The following is a 15,453-nucleotide window of genomic DNA, read 5'->3' as shown; positions in this document are numbered from 1 at the left end:
GACAGCACGGAGGAGAACGACGTGGGGACCGTAACGCTCGGCGTTTCGATCGCGGTCCCGGAGCCGTACGGCAGCCTGCTCCAGGAGCGGCGCGCGGGCTTCGGTGACCCCGCCGCGCACGGCATCCCCACGCACGTCACGCTGCTGCCGCCGCACGAGGTCGAGGCGGAGTGCCTGCCGGAGATCGAGGCGCACCTGGCCTCGGTCGCGGCGGCGGGCCGGGCGTTCTTGATGCGGCTCGAAGGCACGGGGACGTTCCGCCCCCTCTCCCCGGTGGTCTTCGTCAAGGTGGTGGAGGGCGCGGGCGACTGCGCGTGGCTCCAGCAGCGGGTACGGGACGAGGCGGGGCCGCTGGTGCGCGAGCTCCAGTTCCCCTACCACCCCCATGTGACGGTGGCGCACGGCATCTCCGAGGAGGCGATGGACCTGGCGTACGGGGCCCTGGCGGGGTTCTCGGCGGCCTGGACGTGCGGGGGGTTCGCCCTCTACGAGCAGGGTGCGGACGGGGTCTGGCGCAAGCTCCACGACTATCCCTTCGGGCGGGGCGCGCTCGGAGTCCCGGCCCAGTCCACGTCCCTGGACCAGCCCTCGTTGCGCTAGCCCGGCGGAGTGCGCTGGGGCTCCGCCCCAGACGCGCAGTTCCCCGCGCCCCTGTAGGGGACCCAGCGCTGTCGGTCCTGGGGGGCGGTGGGCAAGCGCCCCGGGTCATACCGGGAGGCGGCGGAACACCCCCCGCGGCGCATGCCGAAGCGCTGACATCACCACCCGCAGCACCCCCGGCACCCACACCACCTCCGCCCGCCGCCGCAACCCCGCCTCGATGGCCAGTGCCACCACCTCGGGGGTGGTGGCCAGCGGTGCCTCGGACAGCCCCGCCGTCATCTTCGTACGGACGAAGCCGGGGCGTACGACCATGACGTGCACCCCCGTGCCGTGCAGCGCGTCCCCCAGCCCTTGGGCGAACGCGTCGAGTCCCGCCTTGCTCGATCCGTAGATGAAGTTGCCGCGGCGGGCGCGTTCGCCGGCCACCGAGGACAGCACGACCAGCGAGCCGTGGCCCTGCGTCTGGAGGGCCTTCGCGCAGACGAGGCCCGCCGAGACCGCGCCGGTGTAGTTGGTCTGGGCGACCCGTACCGCGGCGAGCGGCTCGCTCTCGTCGCGGGGCTGGTCGCCGAGCACCCCGAAGGCGAGCAGCACCATGTCGATGTCGCCCTCGGCGAACACCTTGCCGAGGGCGACCTCGTGCGCGGCGCAGTCGAGCGCGTCGAAGGCGAGCGTGTGGACGTCCGGGCCCAGCTCGCGCAGTTCGGCCGCCGCCTCCTCCAGGGCGGGGGAGGGCCGGCCCGCGAGCCAGACCGTACGGGTGCGGCGGGCCACCAGGCGCCGGGCGGTGGCCAGGCCGATCTCGGACGTACCACCGAGCACGAGCAGGGACTGCGGGGTACCGAATGCGTCCTTCATCAGGGCTCCGTCAGGTGTTGGGCGGCCCGGCAGGGCCGGATGTGGTCGAGGGGCGGAGGGGGTTCACCGCCGGGCTCACAGCCCCAGGCGTCTGCTCATGTCCGAGCGGAAGACCCCCTCAGGGTCCAACTCCCCTCGCAAAGCCCGGAATTGGGGCAGTTTCGGGTACATCTGATCCATCAGTTCCGGCCGCATCCGCGCGTCCTTCGCGAGGTAGACCCGGCCGCCCGCGCCCGCCACCTCCTCGTCCAGTTCGTCGAGGAGGGCGCCGAGGCCCGGGAGGTTCGCGGGGATGTCGAGGGCCAGGGTCCAGCCGGGCAGAGGGAAGGAGAGCCAGCCGGGGTCGGCCTCGCCGAAGCGTTTGAGGACGGCGAGGAAGGAGGGGCAGCCGTGCCGGGAGATGCGGCGCACGATGGCACGCAGGGTCTCCTCGTGCCCGTACCCGACGACGAACTGGTACTGCACGAAGCCGCCCCGGCCGTACACCCGGTTCCAGTGCGGCACCCCGTCCAGCGGGTGGAAGAACGTCGAGATGCGCTGGAGCTCGCCCGTACGGTGCCTGGGCGCCCGGCGGTACCAGAGTTCATTGAAAGCCGCGACGGAGGCGCGGCCGAGCAGCCCCTCCGGCAGGAACGCCGGGGCGGGCGGAAGCCGCCGCGGCCGGAAGGCGAGCGGGGTGCGGCGGGCGCGGGGCGGCAGCATGTCGAGCGGCGCGTGCTCACCGCGCGTCAGCACCGACCGCCCCGTCCCGGCGCCCCGCGCGAGGAGGTCGATCCACGCCACCGAGTACCGGTAGCGGTGGTCCCCCGACTCCAGACGGGCCATCAAGTCATCCAGATCCACGGCCCGTTCGGTGTCCACCGACATCAACGACGTGCGTACGGGCAGGAGTTGGACCGTAGCCCGCAGGATCACGCCCGTCAGGCCCATCCCGCCCGCCGTCGCGTCGAACAGCTCGCTGTCCGGCGTGACGGTCCGTACCGTGCCGTCGGCGGTGAGGAGTTCCAGCTCGCGCACATGACGGGCGAAGGAGCCCGAGACGTGGTGGTTCTTGCCGTGGATGTCGGCGCCGATCGCCCCGCCGACCGTGACGTAGCGCGTGCCGGGCGTCACCGGCACGAACCAGCCCAGCGGCAGCAGCACTTCCATCAGGCGGTGCAGGCTGACGCCCGCGTCGCAGACGACGACGCCCGCCTCGGCGTCGATGGTGCGGATGCGGTCGAGGCCGGTCATGTCGAGGACGGCGCCGCCCGCGTTCTGCGCGGCGTCTCCGTACGCCCGGCCGAGCCCGCGGGCGATCGTGCCGCGCGCCCCGCACGCCCGGACGGCGGCGGCCGCCTCCTCATAGCTCCGGGGGCGCAGCAGCCGGGCCGCGGTCGGGGCGGTGCGGCCCCAGCCGCTCACGGACGTCGGCGGGCCGGGGGGTGCGGGCGCGGTGTCGGGTGACGTGTCGGCAGACATGAATCTGACGGTATCGCCTATGTCATCCCTTTTGTCAGAACCTCCCTCAACGCCTCCCTCGTCGCCTCCTTCAACGGCTCCCTCGTCGCCTTCGGCACCGACTCGGTGAATCCCCCATCACCACTAACCGAAATGGGTGATTATATGTGTGTCATATTTATTTGTACCGGATTTACACCCCTTCGCGGAGGAGAGTCGCCCGTGGCCTACGGCCAGTTGGCGGGCCGACGTCACGGAAGAGGGGTGGCACATGCAGAAGCCGTCGTGCACCGACGCCGACCAGCGGCTCGTGGCCGCACTGCGCGACTGCGGTACGGACCCGCGGGTGGCCGCCACCGCCCGAGCGCTGTCCTGGGCCGGTGAGCACGGCGCGCTCTGGCTCGCGGCCGGGCTCGCCGCGGCCGCCGCCGACCGGGACCGGCGCGGCGCCTGGCTGCGCGGCACCACCCTGGTCGCCGCCGCCCACCTCGCCAGCATGGGTGTGAAGCGCGTGGTGCGCAGACCCCGGCCCCAACTCCCGGCGGCCGAGCCCCTGGTGCGTACCGCAGGGCGGCACTCCTTCCCCAGCTCGCACGCGAGCTCCGCGGCCGCCGCCGCCGTCGCGTACGGCGCGCTGAGGCCCGCCGGGGCCCACCTCGTGCCGCCGCTGGCCGCCGCCGTGTGCGTGTCCCGCATGGTCGCCGGGGTGCACTACCCGAGCGACATCGCGGCGGGCGCGCTGCTCGGCGGGGCCACCGCGCGGGCCGGCGCGGCCTGGATGCGCAGGCCTCTCGAAAGGGGGCGCCGATGACCGAGCCCGGGGCGGCACTCCTCGACGGGTCGGAGCGGGTCTCGGCCGCCCGGCGCCTGCTCGGGCTGCCCGCCGGTCTGGTGCGCACCGCGCGGCCCCGCCAGTGGATCAAGAACCTCCTCGTGGTGGCCGCGCCCGCCGCCGCGGGCCGGCTGACCAGCCCGCACGTCATCGCCCAACTCTCCATGGTCTTCGTCCTGTTCACGGCCGCCGCCTCGGCCGTCTACCTCGTCAACGACGCCCGCGACGCCGAGGCCGACCGCGCCCACCCCGACAAGTGCCACCGGCCGGTCGCCGCCGGGCGGGTGCCGGCCGGCGTCGCGTACGCGACCGGCGGGGTCCTCGCCGTGTTCGCCCCGCTGGCCGCCGCGCTGACCTGCAACGCGATGACGGCCACGCTGCTCACCGCGTACGTCGTCATGCAACTCGCCTACTGCGTCAAGCTGAAGCACGTCCTGGTCGTCGACCTCGTGGTCGTCACCACCGGGTTCCTGATGCGGGCGATGACCGGCGGGGTCGCGCTCGGCATCCCGCTGTCCCGCTGGTTCCTGATCACCGCCGGGTTCGGCGCGCTGTTCATGGTCTCCGCCAAGCGGTACTCCGAGGCCCTCCAGATGGAGGGCCGGGGGGCCGCCACCCGCTCGCTCCTGAACGCGTACACCACCGGCTATCTGCGCTTCGTGTGGCAGCTCGCCGCCGGAGTCGCGGTCCTCGCCTACTGCATGTGGGCGCTGGAGAGCGGCGGCGTGTCGAATGGATCGCTGCTGCCCTGGCGGCAGTTGTCGATGGTCCCCTTCATCGGGGCGATCCTGCGCTACGCCGTCTTCGCCGACCGGGGGAGCGCGGGGGCGCCCGAGGACGTCGTCCTGCACGACCGCGCGCTCGCGGTCATCGGCCTGGCCTGGCTCTCGATGTACGCGCTCGCGGTGGCCGACCTGTGACCGTGGCCCGGTCCGAGGTGATCGGGTTCGCGCTGGCCGGGATCTGCGCGTACGCGGCCGACCTCGGCCTGTTCGTGTGGCTGCGCTCCGGCCTCGGCTGGGACCCCATCGCCGCCAAGTCCCTTTCCTTCCTTGCCGGTTGTACGGTCGCCTACTTCGGCAACGCGTTCTGGACGTACCGCGGGCGCCGGGCCGGCCGGCGCGAGTACGCCGTGTTCTTCGCGGTGAACATCGCGGGGGCCCTCGTGCAGCTGCTCTGCATCGCCGTCTCGCACTACGGCCTCGGCCTCACCTCGCCCCGCGCCGACACCCTGTCCGGCGCCGTCTTCGGCATGGCACTCGCCACCTGCCTGCGATTCTGGGGTACGAGAACGCTGGTGTTCCGCGTGGGGCCCGCGGGCCCGCCCCCGCAAGGACACGGCCGAGGTGGAGAGGGTAGTCGTACGTCATGGACTGGCTGAAGAAACTTCCCGTCGTCGGGCCCTGGATCGCCCGGCTCATGCGGACGCACGCCTGGCGTTCGTACGAGCGGCTCGAACGGGTCTACTGGTCCAGGCTGGCCGCCGCCATCACCTTCATCAGCTTCCTGGCGCTCTTCCCGCTGCTGACCGTCGGCGCCGCCGTCGCGGCCGCGCTGCTCTCCGGCACGCAGGTGCACAAGCTCCAGAACACCATCGCCGAACAGGTCCCCGGCATCTCCGACCAGATCGACCTCCAGGCGCTGATCGACAACGCGGGCACCGTCGGCATCGTCGCGGGCGCCCTGCTGCTGCTCACCGGCATCGGCTGGGTCTCGCAGATGCGCGGCTGTCTGCGCGCGGTGTGGGAGGTGGAGGACGCCGACGAGGGCGAGAACCCCATCCTGCGCAAGCTCAAGGACGGCGGCATCCTGCTCGGCCTCGGCGGTGCCGGCCTCGCCTCGTGGGCCGCGTCCTCCATCGGCTCCACCGCGATCGGCTGGACCGCCGACCGGCTCGGCATCGACCAGAGCGGCGCGGGCGGCGTGCTGCTGCGCATCGCGGCGATCGCGGTCGCCGTCCTCGCCGACTTCCTGCTCCTGCTGTACGTCCTGACGCTGCTGCCCGGCGTGAGCCCGCCGCGCCGCCGCCTGATGGCGGCCGCGCTGCTCGGCGCGGTCGGCTTCGAACTCCTCAAGATGCTGCTCGGCGGCTATATGAAGGGCGTCGCCGCCAAGAGCATGTACGGGGCTTTCGGGGTGCCCGTCGCGCTGCTTCTTTGGATCAACTTCACGGCGAAGCTGCTCCTGTTCTGCGCGGCGTGGACGGCCACCCCTGCCAAGGAGGACGACCCGGACGTCACCGCTTCCGAATCGGCCAGCGCCGGTTGAGCAGGAAGATCGCGCCCACGACGATCACAAGGGCGCCGGCCGAGATGCCGAGCGCGATGCCGATCCCGCCGCTCTCGCCCTTGGCCGCGGCCGGCTGCCCGGGCTTGCTCTTCGCACGGTCCTGAGAGCTGCCCTGAGAACTGCCCGAGCCGGTCCCGGTCGTCGCGGACTTCGGCGGGACCAGCTCGCCGACCGGGGTGACTTTCCCGTTGGCCGCGAACCCCCAGTCGAGCAGCCGGGCCGCCTCCTTGTAGACGGCCTGGCTCTCCGTCGGCTCGGGGTTCATGACGGTGACGAGCAGCACCTTCCCGTTCCGCTCGGCGACCCCGGTGAAGGTCGCGCCCGCGTTGGTGGTGCTGCCGTTCTTGACGCCCGCGATGCCCTTGTACGGGTCGAGCCCGAAGTCGCCGGTGAGCAGCCGGTTGGTGTTCTGGATCTCCACCGCCTCGCGCTTCTTGTCCTTGCCCTCGGGGCCCGGGAACTTCGCGGTCGCCGTCGAGCAGTACTCGCGGAAGTCCTTGTTCTGCAGCCCTGAGCGGGCGAACAGCGTCAGGTCGTACGCGCTGGAGACCTGGCCCGGCATGTCGTAGCCGTCCGGTGAGACGACCCGGGTGTCCAGGGCCTGGAGCTCGTCCGCCCGGTCCTGCATGTCCTTGACGGTCTTGGGCACGCCGCCGTTCATCGTGGAGAGCACGTGCACGGCGTCGTTGCCCGAGCGCAGGAAGACCCCGAGCCACAGGTCGTGCACCGAGTACGACAGGTTCGCCTTCAACCCGACCAGGCTGCTGCCCGAGCCCATGCCGGCGAGTTCGTCCGGGGTGACCGTGTGCTGCTGGTCCCGGGGGAACCTGGGCAGCACGGTGTCCGCGAACAGCATCTTCAGGGTGGAGGCGGGCGGCAGCCGCCAGTGCGCGTTGTGCGAGGCGAGCACCTGGCCGCTCTCGGCGTCCGCGACGATCCAGGACCGGCCGGTCAGGTCCTTGGGCAGCACCGGCGCGCCGGCGCCGAGCCGCACCTGGGTGCCGGCCTGGCCGAGCTGGTCTCCGCCGACCTTCGACATGTCCGTCGGCGGCGGGTCGTTGCGGGCCTTGCCCGGCGCACCCGGCGTGGCGGACGCGGTCGGCTTGTCGTCCCGGGGCAGCGCGCCGGCCGGGCCCGCGGCGAGGACGGGCAGCACGGCGGCCGAGGCCACGGCGACGGACAAAGCGAGCCCGGCGGGACGCCTGGGCACGCGGAGCCGCGACGCGAGGCTCTCGGACGCGGTCTTCTCGGACGCGGGCCCCTGGGACGCGGTCTTCTGGGAAACGTTCACGGCAGACACGTTCGAGAACGTACAGGCTGCGGCCACTGATCCGATCATCGTATGGATGACCCGCCGGGGGCTCCCACCCAGTCGGAGGTGCCCGGCGGCCGACGCCGATACTGGACGCATGAAACTCAGCCGCCCTCTCTCCTGGTTCCTGCTCGCCTTCGGCGCGTGGAGCTGGGTCATCTGGACCACCTTCCATAGGTAACTAATTGGTAGAGGCGTGCTAACAGGAAAGAGCAGGTGAGAGGCGTTGACCCCCTTCGTATCAGCCGTCGGAGCCGAGCAGTTGGACACGGTGCGAGTCGCCGTGTACGCCCGACAGTCCAAGGCACGCCCTGACTCCTCGGAGGCGTCCCCAGAAGCACAGTTGGCGGCCGGTGCGGCGCTGGCGGCGAGCAGAGGTTGGGAGGTCGTTCACACCTTCAAGGACGTCGGTCGGTCCGGTTGGGATCCGAATGCCGTCCGGCCAGGGTTCGAGGACCTCATGTCCGCCGTGCGCGCGGGCGAGGTGGACGTGGTCGTGGTCAACGAGCTGTCCCGGCTGACTCGTAAGGGCGCACACGACGCGCTGGAGATCGACAAGGAATTCAAGAATTACGGAGTTCGATTCGTATCCGTTCTTGAACCCTTCCTTGATACGTCCAATCCCATCGGTGTTGCGATCTTCGCTCTGATTGCGGCACTGGCTAAACAGGACAGCGATATCAAAGCGGAGCGTCTGAGGGGAGCGAAGGACGAGATCAAGGCGGTCGGCGGACGGCATTCCAGCTCCGCCCCGTATGGGATGCGGGCCGTGCGAGAGAAGATCGGGAACCTCGTTGTGTCTGTGCTTGAGCCGGACGCAGACAACCCGGAGCATGTGGAAATTGTCGAACGCATGGTGAATATGGCGCTCGACGGGATCTCCGACAACAAGATTGCCACAACCTTTGAGTCGGAAGAGCTCCCGGCCCCTGGAGAGGCTGAACGGCGCGCAACCGAAAAGCGGATGGAGTCCATCAAGAAGCGCCGCGTATCCAAAGAGGACAGTCCTATTCGGTGGCGCGCTCAGACAGTCCGCTGGATCCTCAACCATCCGGCTATCGGGGGCTTTGCCAGCGAACGTGTGAAGCGCGGAAAGGCTCACGTAAACGTGATCGCTCGGAACGAGGCAGGGGCACCGCTCACGCCTCACCGAGGAATCGTCGCGGGCGTCAAGTGGCTGGAACTCCAGGAAAAGCGGAACAAGCGATCCAAGAGCAACAGGCAGCCCGGTGGAGAGGCCACGCCCACCTTGTTGAGCGGGTGGCGGTTCTCGACTTGCGGTATCTGCACAGGTTCCCTGGGGCAGAGCAAGAACAACGGCGGACAGGACTACTACATGTGCGCCAACCCGAAGGGGCATGGCGGACTGAGCATTAAGCGCAAAGACGCTGATGATTATGTCGCCCGTTGTGTCTGGGCGCGGCTCGATGCGGCGGACATCGAAAATGATGCGGACAGGGAATGGCTGGCTGCTGCCGCCCTCCGGTTCGCTCACCAGAAGGATTTGGCCGGAGTTCAGGAGGAGCGCAGGGAAACTGTGGCTCACCTGGAACATGTGCGACAGTCCATCGCTGAGCTACAAATGGACCGTAAGGCGGGGCTCTACCGTGGTCGAGAAGAGCTGGCCACGTGGCGAGCCACAATGGAGCAGTACCGGGCCTATGAGGATGGATGCGTGGCCCGAATTTCTGAGCTCGATGCGGAAACCGCAACTGCGGTGCAGATTCCGAGTGAATGGTATGAGCCGGGTGAGGACCCCCTGGGTCCTGGGTCCACGTGGGATGGGTGGACCGTGTACGAGCGGCGAGAGTTCCTTGACTTGTTCCTCTCGGGGGTCTCTGTTGGGCCTGGCCGTGACCCATATACCAAGAAGTACATCCCGGTAGAGGATCGGGTCACGCTGGACTGGCGGCCCCTTCCAGCGGATGACGAGACTGAAGAAGAGGAACTTTTGGCGGCACTCTAAAGCGGCAATAAGGGTGACCGCATAGGTCCGACCACAAGCACGGCCCCGTTCGGAGCGATCCGGCGGGGCCAAGCTCATGTCTCCAAGTCGCCAGAGTTCCCGTGTGCGACCGCAGGGCCGCTACGGGTCGTCGCCCCGTAGGCTGGCACGCTCCGCTGGCCTACCCCTGGCATCGTTACGGGCAGAGTGAAGTACCTTTTCCGCTTCCCGTACCTTCTTTTCTATGTGTGTGTATAGAAAAGAAGGACTGTGCAGCATCTTTTCTGCTTCGCATGTAGCCCCAGGCGGGCTGTAACAGCTCTCAGTTCATGTGAATGAGGATTCCTATCTTTCGGCTCCTCCATCCCGGCGGCACCGGGGCGCCCTTCTTGGCGTGCACGGAATGGCCACTCAACCTCGCGTCTCGGCACTCCCGAGTCGTGAGGTTTCTTCATGCCCAAATACAGATGCCCATGCGGGAGTTCTCGATGCTGGCAGAACGAATTAACTTGCTGCGCCGGATGGTCGCCGCTCTCTCGGACGCGCTCCACCTGGCGAACGGCCTGGGCGAGAGTGAACGAGCCGCCGAGTTCTACGCCCTGCGGGACTCCACCGCGCGGGAACTGAACACGACCGTGGAGCGGGCGTTCACGAACGGCGTGCTCACGGACGCGGAGGTCCGGTCCGCCCGGCGCCCGATCTACGGAGCCCGACACGAGATGGAGAGCGCCCGTGTCTGAGCTGGACGCCCTCCCGTCCGTCCCGTCCGCTGAACCGCCGCTCCCGCCGGAGCCTGACAGCACGTCGCAGACGACGGAGGCGGACCGGCTTCGTACGGAACTGGCGGAGCTGCGCCGGGAGCGGGACGCCCGGGAGCGCCAGGACGCCGTGGACGGCCTTCTCCGGCGCTTTCAGTACATGACCCCGGAGATCGTCCAGGCCCTGGGCGATGACTTCCCCCTGGACCGCCTGGAGGCCGTGGCCGCCGCCGTCAACGGGGCCGTTCACGTCGGCCGTTACCCCCGGGGCCTGGGGCGTGGCGGCCTGGACCCGACCGACGGCAACCAACGGGACGTGACCTGGGGCCGCCTGTTCACCCAGGCCCGCCAGAACCGCGCCCAGGGCCAGGGCGCCACCATCGTCGGCGACCTCCGCTGACTCCCACGACTAGGAGCAGAGCAGCATGTCTCTTCTGACCAGCTCCGCCGGTGTCGGCGGAATCACCCCAGACGATTACGGGCCTCTCATCGTCCAGCCCGTGGAGCGCGAGAGCGTGGCTCTCCAGGTGGCCACCCAACTGACCACTACCAGCACCACCGTTCACATCCCCGTGGTGCAGACCGACGCGGGCGCCAGCTACGTGGCGGAGGGCGCCGAGATAGCTCCCTCGGACGCCGCCCTGGGCGAACTTGTGATCACTCCGCCCAAGCTCGCTGGCCTGTCGATCGTCTCCAGCGAACTGTCCGAGGACTCCGACCCGGCGGCACAGAAGCTGATCGGGGACGGCCTGGCCCGTTCAATTGCCAGGGCTCTGGATCAGGCGTTCTTCAATGCCCTTCCGGCTCCGGCTCCGCCGGGCCTGGAGGCTGTGTCTGGTGTCGGCACGGTGAAGGCCGGGGCCACGATCAACAACGCCGACGCGTTCCTGACCGCCATCAGCCAGGCGGAGGAGCAGGGCGCGACCCTCACAGCGTTCGTCGCACACCCCAGCGACGCCCTGGCACTGGGCAAGCTGAAGCAGGCCAAGGACTCCAACGTGCCCTTGCTGGGGAACGACCCGACTCTCCCAACTCGCCGTACAGTCCTGGGCGTTCCGCTCCACGTGTGCAGCGCGGTGAAGCCCGGGACGATCTGGGGGCTTCCTGCCGACAGAGTCATGGTCGTGATGCGTCGCGACGTACGCGTGGACGTGTCCACGGACGCCAAATTCACCTCGGACCAGGTCGCGGTGAAGGCCACGATGCGGGCGGCCGGAGCGTTCCCTCATCCGGCGGCCATTCAGAAGATCACCGTGGGCGCAGCCTGACGCCCCCAGAGGCCAGGAGCGGACCGTACGCGCTGCGCCACGACCGCTCGACGCTCCAGCCACCAGGGCCTCCATGGCCCTCACAGGCCCCGCGTGTGGCCCTCTGGCAGTGATCCAGCATGCTCCCCCTGGGGGTGACCCCTTCCCGGCAGGCTGATTCACCGAAGCGTGATAGCAGGACGGAATCTGTACGGGTTCCAGGGTCCGCCAGAGCCCGTCGAAGCGCCCGGAGCAAAGCGTTGACCAGCGAGAACGCCTCTCCTGGCGCGCTAGACCCTTGTTGCATAAGCGGCCCTAACTGCGGTTCTGCCGCCGAGGCCCCGTCTTCAGTGCCCTCTCCTGGGCGCCGGAGACGGGGCCTTCGGCGTAGAAGTTCGTGCAAGTTGCTGGCGCGTACAGCTGCACCAGCGCAAGCTCGTTCATGCCGTTCGTCACCCAACGCACCGGAGGAAAGCATGACTTTGCACCGGCTAGGCAAGGACCCAGAGAGTCCGGATGGCAAGTCACCCACGATCTACCTAGACGACGAAAAGGACACATACCTCGTCCAGGGGTGGAAGGTGATCGACGAAGCCCGCCGCTCGCAGATGGATCTCCCTGGTCACGAGGACGTGATCGAGATCCCCCGGCGAATGGTTCAGTTCTTCCTGGAGGTCAACAACGGTGGAAGCACCGACACTTGAGCAGCGTTTGCAGAGCTGCCGACGTTCGGCCGTGCATCTGGAAATGCGCGACGGATACATGCGGTCTGACCCTCGCTTCATCGCGTGGCAGAACGGCGAGCGCAACGCGCCCGAAGACAACGAACCCGCTCTCCGTCCTTGGCTCGCTCTGGTCGCTGAGCTCGTAGGGCGCGGCATTGAGATCCGCCGAGCCCGGATCGTCTCCGAGCCAGTGAGCGACTACGTCGAATTCGAGCACCATGTGACCGCCGCCAATGTTGCGGCGGGCGAGTCGGTCCGCTGGCTGCCCCGACGGCAGACGTCGGACATTGCCCTACCCGGCAATGACTTCTGGTTGCTGGACGGCAGCGTCGTCGTGTTCCATCACTTCGACGGATACGGCGAACTCGCCCCAGATGACGAGTCGTTCACCGATGCCCCTGCAACAGTGAAGTTGTGTGAATCCGCATTCGAGGCAGTGTGGGAGCGAGCGATCCCGCACGAGGAATACCGCACACATCCGGAATAACTGCGCGTGACTTCATCATCTAGCGTCCAGCAAGCCCGAGAGGCCCTAGGCAAACATCTCCGCGAGATCCGCAAGGACGCGGGTCTGACAGCGCGAGAGCTGGCCTCTCGGGCAGGTTGGCACGAGAGCAAGTGCAGCCGCATTGAGCACGGCCGTACGACACCGTCATACGACGACCTACGCGCCTACACGCTGCATTGCGACGCCGAGGACCAGACCGCCGACCTGGCCGCCACAGCCCGGAACATCGACGGCGCATATGTCGAATGGCGCCGGATGGAGCGCGCGGGACTGAAACGGGTTCAGGAGTCGGTCGCTCCACTGTTTGAGCGCACACGGCGCTTTCGCGCCTACCAATCCTGGGTTGTGCCCGGACTGCTTCAAACCGCTGCTTACACCAGGGCTGTACTGGCCACGATCGCCAACCTTCGCGATGTGCCGGACGACCTGGATGCAGCCGTGGCGGTGCGAATGGAGCGGCAGCGCATTCTGCACGTCGGCGACCACCGATTCGCCATGCTGGTAGAAGAATGGGTTCTGCGGACGGTGATAGGCGACACGGAGATCATGGCCGGGCAACTTGGTCACCTAATCGCATTGGCCTCCTTGCCCTCGGTATCACTCGGCATCATCCCCATGGGCGTCCCGCGCGGCGGAGGCTGGCCCGTCGAGTCGTTCACCATGTACGACGACGGACAGGTCAACGTCGAGCTAGTCTCCGCGCACCTGACAGTCACGCAACCCGGCGAAATCGCCGAGTACTCAAAGGCGTTCACGGAGCTATCTGCCATTGCCGTGTACGGCACCGCTGCACGCGCCTTGATCACGGCCGCCATTGACTCTCTGGGATGACCGCGTACAAGTTCGCGCAAGTTCATTGAGGCCCGATCTCCGCTGTTCCTAGCGTGGTCCCACCGACGACGTTCGAGGGGACAGTCATGACCCAGGAGGAACCGGCACGGGGAACGCGCTACAAGGTGGATGCGTCCGGCAGGGTTGGGGAGGTGGTCGGCTCCTATCTGGGGAGCGTGTACCTCCGGCCGCCGGGTGGCGGTAGGGAGTGGGCTGTTCCGCCGGATCAGTTGCGGGATCCGACGCCCCGGGAGCTGGGGCAGGCGCTCATGTTCTCCACTCCGGTGGTGACGCGCTGATGTGGGCGATTCCGCCGGTGATCCTCTGGGAACCCCGGGACGACGAACCGGTCCCTCCGCCGGAGCGGCTGGTCCGCGCTTTCTGGGGGGCGAGCCACAGTGAGCTTGCCCGTGCCTCTGTGGCTGGACGATCTAACTCCCTTGGTAGGGAGTCGAGATGAGTCGCCAGTGGTTCGTGTCGACAGTGCGGGCGTTACGGGTCGGACCAGGCTTCACGGTCTCCGTCCGGGGTGAGTCCTGGCGGATCGTGGCCCGGTACCGGGACATCGTGGGCGTGGACGGGATACCACGTGTGGTGATCGAGTGGGACGACGGAAGTCTCCCCACTACTGTCCACGTCGCCGAACCGGTGCTGGTGAAGCACTACGACCCGGGGTTGGTCAACGGGCCCCTGCGCGAGCGCCGGCCCGCGCCGGCCCCGGCGGCCCGGGAGGCGGTCGCGTTATGACCCAACACCCGTTATTCCAGGCTGCGTTGAGGCGGATGGCTCAGAACCCCGACAGTCAAGGAAGTGGCTACAACGCCGACTGTGTAGCTCCCGGCTGCGGATGGGAGTTCGAGATCACCGCGGATTACGTGGAGGTCCACACGGCCCTGGAGGACCACGCGCTGGAGACGGACCACATCTTCTTCAACACGGTGGTGACCAGCATCAGCGTTGTGGATGTTCCCGGCGTCCAGAAGCACCGTCGAGAAGCGAACAATCCCGCTGGGCGGAGCCCCACGTGAAGCTCCAGGCCCTGGCCGTCACGCTCGGCGCAGTCCTGTGGATCACGACCGTGGCCGCCATAGTCGGCCGCCTCTAAATCTCCCGGCCCTCGGTGAGGCCCGCCCCTGCCACGGAGGGCAGTCGGACGTGACGGCGGTCCCGCCCTTACTGAGGGTCGGGTTCAGCTTCCGCTGTCTGCGTCGTGATGTGAGGTCCAACGCGGACAGCGGGGCAAGCGTCCGCCCCGACCGATAGGCCTCGGACAGCTCGTACGGTCGGGGCGGGCTCCCATCCACAACAGGGAGGCACGCACATGCGAGACGTACGCGCATTACTAACCCCTGCCGCGTTCGAGGGTGTGGCCGCAACGGTCACGGACAACAACCCCGACATGGACGAGGCTACGGCTGAGCGCATCGTGACGGAAGCACTCAAGTACGTTGCTGCGGCAGCGCAGTTCCCGACCGTGTGCATCCAACCGTCCAAGGTGGTGGACGAGGGTTGGCATGCGCTGATCCTCCACACGCAGTTGTACGCCAAGCTCTGTGAGGGACTGGGGCACTTCGTCAACCATTTCCCCGAGCGCCCGGGGCCTGAGAGGCACGATCCGAACGTCCTGACCCGCACAGTGGCGCTGATCGAGCAAGCAGGGTTCACCGTGGACGCAGAGCTGTGGACGGGGCCGAGCAAGACCCTTGTCGGCGTTGCCGCGAACTGCTCCCACACCCCGGTACCGGGAGGCTGCGGGCCGATCAATCCCGGCAACTGCGCAACGCACGGCGGGGGCGACGGCGAATAGCTAGGCTGCCCGGAACGTACGACGGAAGGTGAGCCGGTGGACGCGGAAGAGGCCCGCAAGGTAGACGCCACCCTCAGGCGGCTGGGGCTTTCCTGGGTGGTCGCGCCAGTAGACCCGAACAACACGGCCGGGGATTGGGGTGTGTTCGACATCGCCGATCCTGTGACCCGGGAATCCATCAAGGCTGATGCCCTGGCGTCCGTACTCGCGAAGATCGTGCAAAACCCCCTGCCAAGTGCAGCGGCCAGCGCACGGAGAGGCTTCGTGATCCCGTCCAAAGACTGACCTTTGGCTCCGG

The 15,453-nt window shown here is 68.4% G+C and carries 19 protein-coding genes and 1 pseudogene; 17 read left to right on the top strand and 3 right to left on the bottom strand.

The window, feature by feature from the left end; genetic code table 11:
• Positions 1-21 precede the first annotated feature (21 nt).
• Positions 22-600, top strand: a complete 579-nt coding sequence (locus tag ACWC2B_RS15980; RefSeq protein ID WP_450717057.1) for a 2'-5' RNA ligase family protein — start codon at positions 22-24, stop codon at positions 598-600.
• Between the two features lie 105 nt (positions 601-705).
• Here ACWC2B_RS15980 and ACWC2B_RS15975 read toward each other — a convergent pair whose 3' ends face one another.
• Together ACWC2B_RS15975 and ACWC2B_RS15970 are read right to left on the bottom strand one after the other, a co-directional pair.
• Positions 706-1,461, bottom strand: a complete 756-nt coding sequence (locus tag ACWC2B_RS15975; protein ID WP_450717056.1) for a decaprenylphospho-beta-D-erythro-pentofuranosid-2-ulose 2-reductase — start codon at positions 1,459-1,461, stop codon at positions 706-708.
• Between the two features lie 75 nt (positions 1,462-1,536).
• Entirely contained in the window at positions 1,537-2,922 is a 1,386-nt protein-coding gene (locus tag ACWC2B_RS15970) for an FAD-binding protein (protein WP_450717055.1), read from the bottom strand.
• 250 nt (positions 2,923-3,172) lie between these two features.
• Between ACWC2B_RS15970 and ACWC2B_RS15965 the strand changes: the two genes are divergently transcribed.
• Genes ACWC2B_RS15965 through ACWC2B_RS15950 form a run of 4 tightly spaced genes read left to right on the top strand, consistent with a single transcriptional unit; the run spans position 3,173 to position 6,001 of the window.
• Complete coding sequence (locus ACWC2B_RS15965; protein WP_450717054.1) at positions 3,173-3,712, top strand: phosphatase PAP2 family protein; 540 nt, start codon at positions 3,173-3,175, stop codon at positions 3,710-3,712.
• A complete protein-coding gene (locus tag ACWC2B_RS15960; protein ID WP_450717053.1) occupies positions 3,709-4,653 on the top strand; it encodes a decaprenyl-phosphate phosphoribosyltransferase in 945 nt (314 codons plus the stop codon). Before ACWC2B_RS15965 ends, ACWC2B_RS15960 begins: the two co-directional genes overlap by 4 nt.
• Positions 4,650-5,114, top strand: coding sequence for a GtrA family protein (locus ACWC2B_RS15955; protein ID WP_450717052.1), 465 nt, complete (start codon positions 4,650-4,652; stop codon positions 5,112-5,114). The genes ACWC2B_RS15960 and ACWC2B_RS15955 overlap by 4 nt, the downstream gene beginning before the upstream one ends.
• Positions 5,102-6,001, top strand: a complete 900-nt coding sequence (locus ACWC2B_RS15950; protein ID WP_450717051.1) for a YihY/virulence factor BrkB family protein — start codon at positions 5,102-5,104, stop codon at positions 5,999-6,001. Before ACWC2B_RS15955 ends, ACWC2B_RS15950 begins: the two co-directional genes overlap by 13 nt.
• On the opposite strand, the gene ACWC2B_RS15945 is transcribed toward ACWC2B_RS15950, so the two are convergent.
• Complete coding sequence (locus tag ACWC2B_RS15945) at positions 5,970-7,433, bottom strand: D-alanyl-D-alanine carboxypeptidase family protein (protein WP_450717050.1); 1,464 nt, start codon at positions 7,431-7,433, stop codon at positions 5,970-5,972. The two genes, ACWC2B_RS15950 and ACWC2B_RS15945, sit on opposite strands and share 32 nt — an antisense overlap.
• Between ACWC2B_RS15945 and ACWC2B_RS15940 the strand changes: the two are divergent.
• The 12 genes and pseudogenes from ACWC2B_RS15940 to ACWC2B_RS15885 all read left to right on the top strand — a co-directional run.
• Positions 7,432-7,506: pseudogene (locus tag ACWC2B_RS15940) on the top strand (SCO4848 family membrane protein); the annotation flags it as partial. The gene ACWC2B_RS15945 and the pseudogene ACWC2B_RS15940 sit on opposite strands and share 2 nt — an antisense overlap.
• A gap of 54 nt (positions 7,507-7,560) precedes the next feature.
• The gene (locus tag ACWC2B_RS15935; RefSeq protein ID WP_450717049.1) at positions 7,561-9,300 is read left to right on the top strand and encodes a recombinase family protein; all 1,740 of its coding nucleotides are present in this window, start codon (positions 7,561-7,563) and stop codon (positions 9,298-9,300) included.
• A gap of 467 nt (positions 9,301-9,767) precedes the next feature.
• Positions 9,768-10,019, top strand: a complete 252-nt coding sequence (locus tag ACWC2B_RS15930) for a hypothetical protein (RefSeq protein WP_450717048.1) — start codon at positions 9,768-9,770, stop codon at positions 10,017-10,019.
• Complete coding sequence (locus ACWC2B_RS15925; RefSeq protein WP_450717047.1) at positions 10,012-10,437, top strand: hypothetical protein; 426 nt, start codon at positions 10,012-10,014, stop codon at positions 10,435-10,437. Before ACWC2B_RS15930 ends, ACWC2B_RS15925 begins: the two co-directional genes overlap by 8 nt.
• A gap of 25 nt (positions 10,438-10,462) precedes the next feature.
• Positions 10,463-11,305, top strand: coding sequence for a phage major capsid protein (locus ACWC2B_RS15920; RefSeq protein ID WP_450717046.1), 843 nt, complete (start codon positions 10,463-10,465; stop codon positions 11,303-11,305).
• Between the two features lie 455 nt (positions 11,306-11,760).
• Positions 11,761-11,988, top strand: coding sequence for a hypothetical protein (locus tag ACWC2B_RS15915; protein WP_450717045.1), 228 nt, complete (start codon positions 11,761-11,763; stop codon positions 11,986-11,988).
• 43 nt (positions 11,989-12,031) lie between these two features.
• A complete protein-coding gene (locus ACWC2B_RS15910) occupies positions 12,032-12,496 on the top strand; it encodes a DUF6879 family protein (protein ID WP_450717205.1) in 465 nt (154 codons plus the stop codon).
• Between the two features lie 6 nt (positions 12,497-12,502).
• A complete protein-coding gene (locus tag ACWC2B_RS15905; protein ID WP_450717044.1) occupies positions 12,503-13,348 on the top strand; it encodes a helix-turn-helix domain-containing protein in 846 nt (281 codons plus the stop codon).
• Positions 13,349-13,804: 456 nt separating this feature from the next.
• Entirely contained in the window at positions 13,805-14,095 is a 291-nt protein-coding gene (locus ACWC2B_RS15900; RefSeq protein ID WP_450717043.1) for a hypothetical protein, read from the top strand.
• A 35-nt stretch (positions 14,096-14,130) separates the two neighbouring features.
• Positions 14,131-14,376 carry a hypothetical protein gene (locus ACWC2B_RS15895; RefSeq protein ID WP_450717042.1) on the top strand — a complete coding sequence of 82 codons (246 nt, stop codon included), beginning with the start codon at positions 14,131-14,133 and terminating at the stop codon, positions 14,374-14,376.
• A gap of 293 nt (positions 14,377-14,669) precedes the next feature.
• Positions 14,670-15,155, top strand: coding sequence for a glycine-rich domain-containing protein (locus tag ACWC2B_RS15890; RefSeq protein WP_450717041.1), 486 nt, complete (start codon positions 14,670-14,672; stop codon positions 15,153-15,155).
• Positions 15,156-15,191: 36 nt separating this feature from the next.
• Positions 15,192-15,440, top strand: coding sequence for a hypothetical protein (locus tag ACWC2B_RS15885; protein ID WP_450717040.1), 249 nt, complete (start codon positions 15,192-15,194; stop codon positions 15,438-15,440).
• Positions 15,441-15,453: the final 13 nt, after the last annotated feature.

Source organism: Streptomyces sp. NPDC001415 (assembly GCF_053597395.1).
This window is presented reverse-complemented; position numbering and strand designations above follow the sequence as displayed.

What these genes read in the sequence shown, in the direction of transcription:
- ACWC2B_RS15975 (WP_450717056.1), bottom strand. Translation starts at nt 1,461, where the DNA reads ATGAAGGACGCATTCGGTACCCCGCAGTCCCTGCTCGTGCTCGGTGGT.
- ACWC2B_RS15970 (WP_450717055.1), bottom strand. Translation starts at nt 2,922, where the DNA reads ATGTCTGCCGACACGTCACCCGACACCGCGCCCGCACCCCCCGGCCCG.
- ACWC2B_RS15965 (WP_450717054.1), top strand. Translation starts at nt 3,173, where the DNA reads ATGCAGAAGCCGTCGTGCACCGACGCCGACCAGCGGCTCGTGGCCGCA.
- ACWC2B_RS15960 (WP_450717053.1), top strand. Translation starts at nt 3,709, where the DNA reads ATGACCGAGCCCGGGGCGGCACTCCTCGACGGGTCGGAGCGGGTCTCG.
- ACWC2B_RS15950 (WP_450717051.1), top strand. Translation starts at nt 5,102, where the DNA reads ATGGACTGGCTGAAGAAACTTCCCGTCGTCGGGCCCTGGATCGCCCGG.
- ACWC2B_RS15945 (WP_450717050.1), bottom strand. Translation starts at nt 7,433, where the DNA reads ATGCGTCCAGTATCGGCGTCGGCCGCCGGGCACCTCCGACTGGGTGGG.
- ACWC2B_RS15930 (WP_450717048.1), top strand. Translation starts at nt 9,768, where the DNA reads ATGCTGGCAGAACGAATTAACTTGCTGCGCCGGATGGTCGCCGCTCTC.
- ACWC2B_RS15920 (WP_450717046.1), top strand. Translation starts at nt 10,463, where the DNA reads ATGTCTCTTCTGACCAGCTCCGCCGGTGTCGGCGGAATCACCCCAGAC.
- ACWC2B_RS15915 (WP_450717045.1), top strand. Translation starts at nt 11,761, where the DNA reads ATGACTTTGCACCGGCTAGGCAAGGACCCAGAGAGTCCGGATGGCAAG.
- ACWC2B_RS15910 (WP_450717205.1), top strand. Translation starts at nt 12,032, where the DNA reads ATGCGCGACGGATACATGCGGTCTGACCCTCGCTTCATCGCGTGGCAG.
- ACWC2B_RS15900 (WP_450717043.1), top strand. Translation starts at nt 13,805, where the DNA reads ATGAGTCGCCAGTGGTTCGTGTCGACAGTGCGGGCGTTACGGGTCGGA.
- ACWC2B_RS15895 (WP_450717042.1), top strand. Translation starts at nt 14,131, where the DNA reads ATGGCTCAGAACCCCGACAGTCAAGGAAGTGGCTACAACGCCGACTGT.
- ACWC2B_RS15890 (WP_450717041.1), top strand. Translation starts at nt 14,670, where the DNA reads ATGCGAGACGTACGCGCATTACTAACCCCTGCCGCGTTCGAGGGTGTG.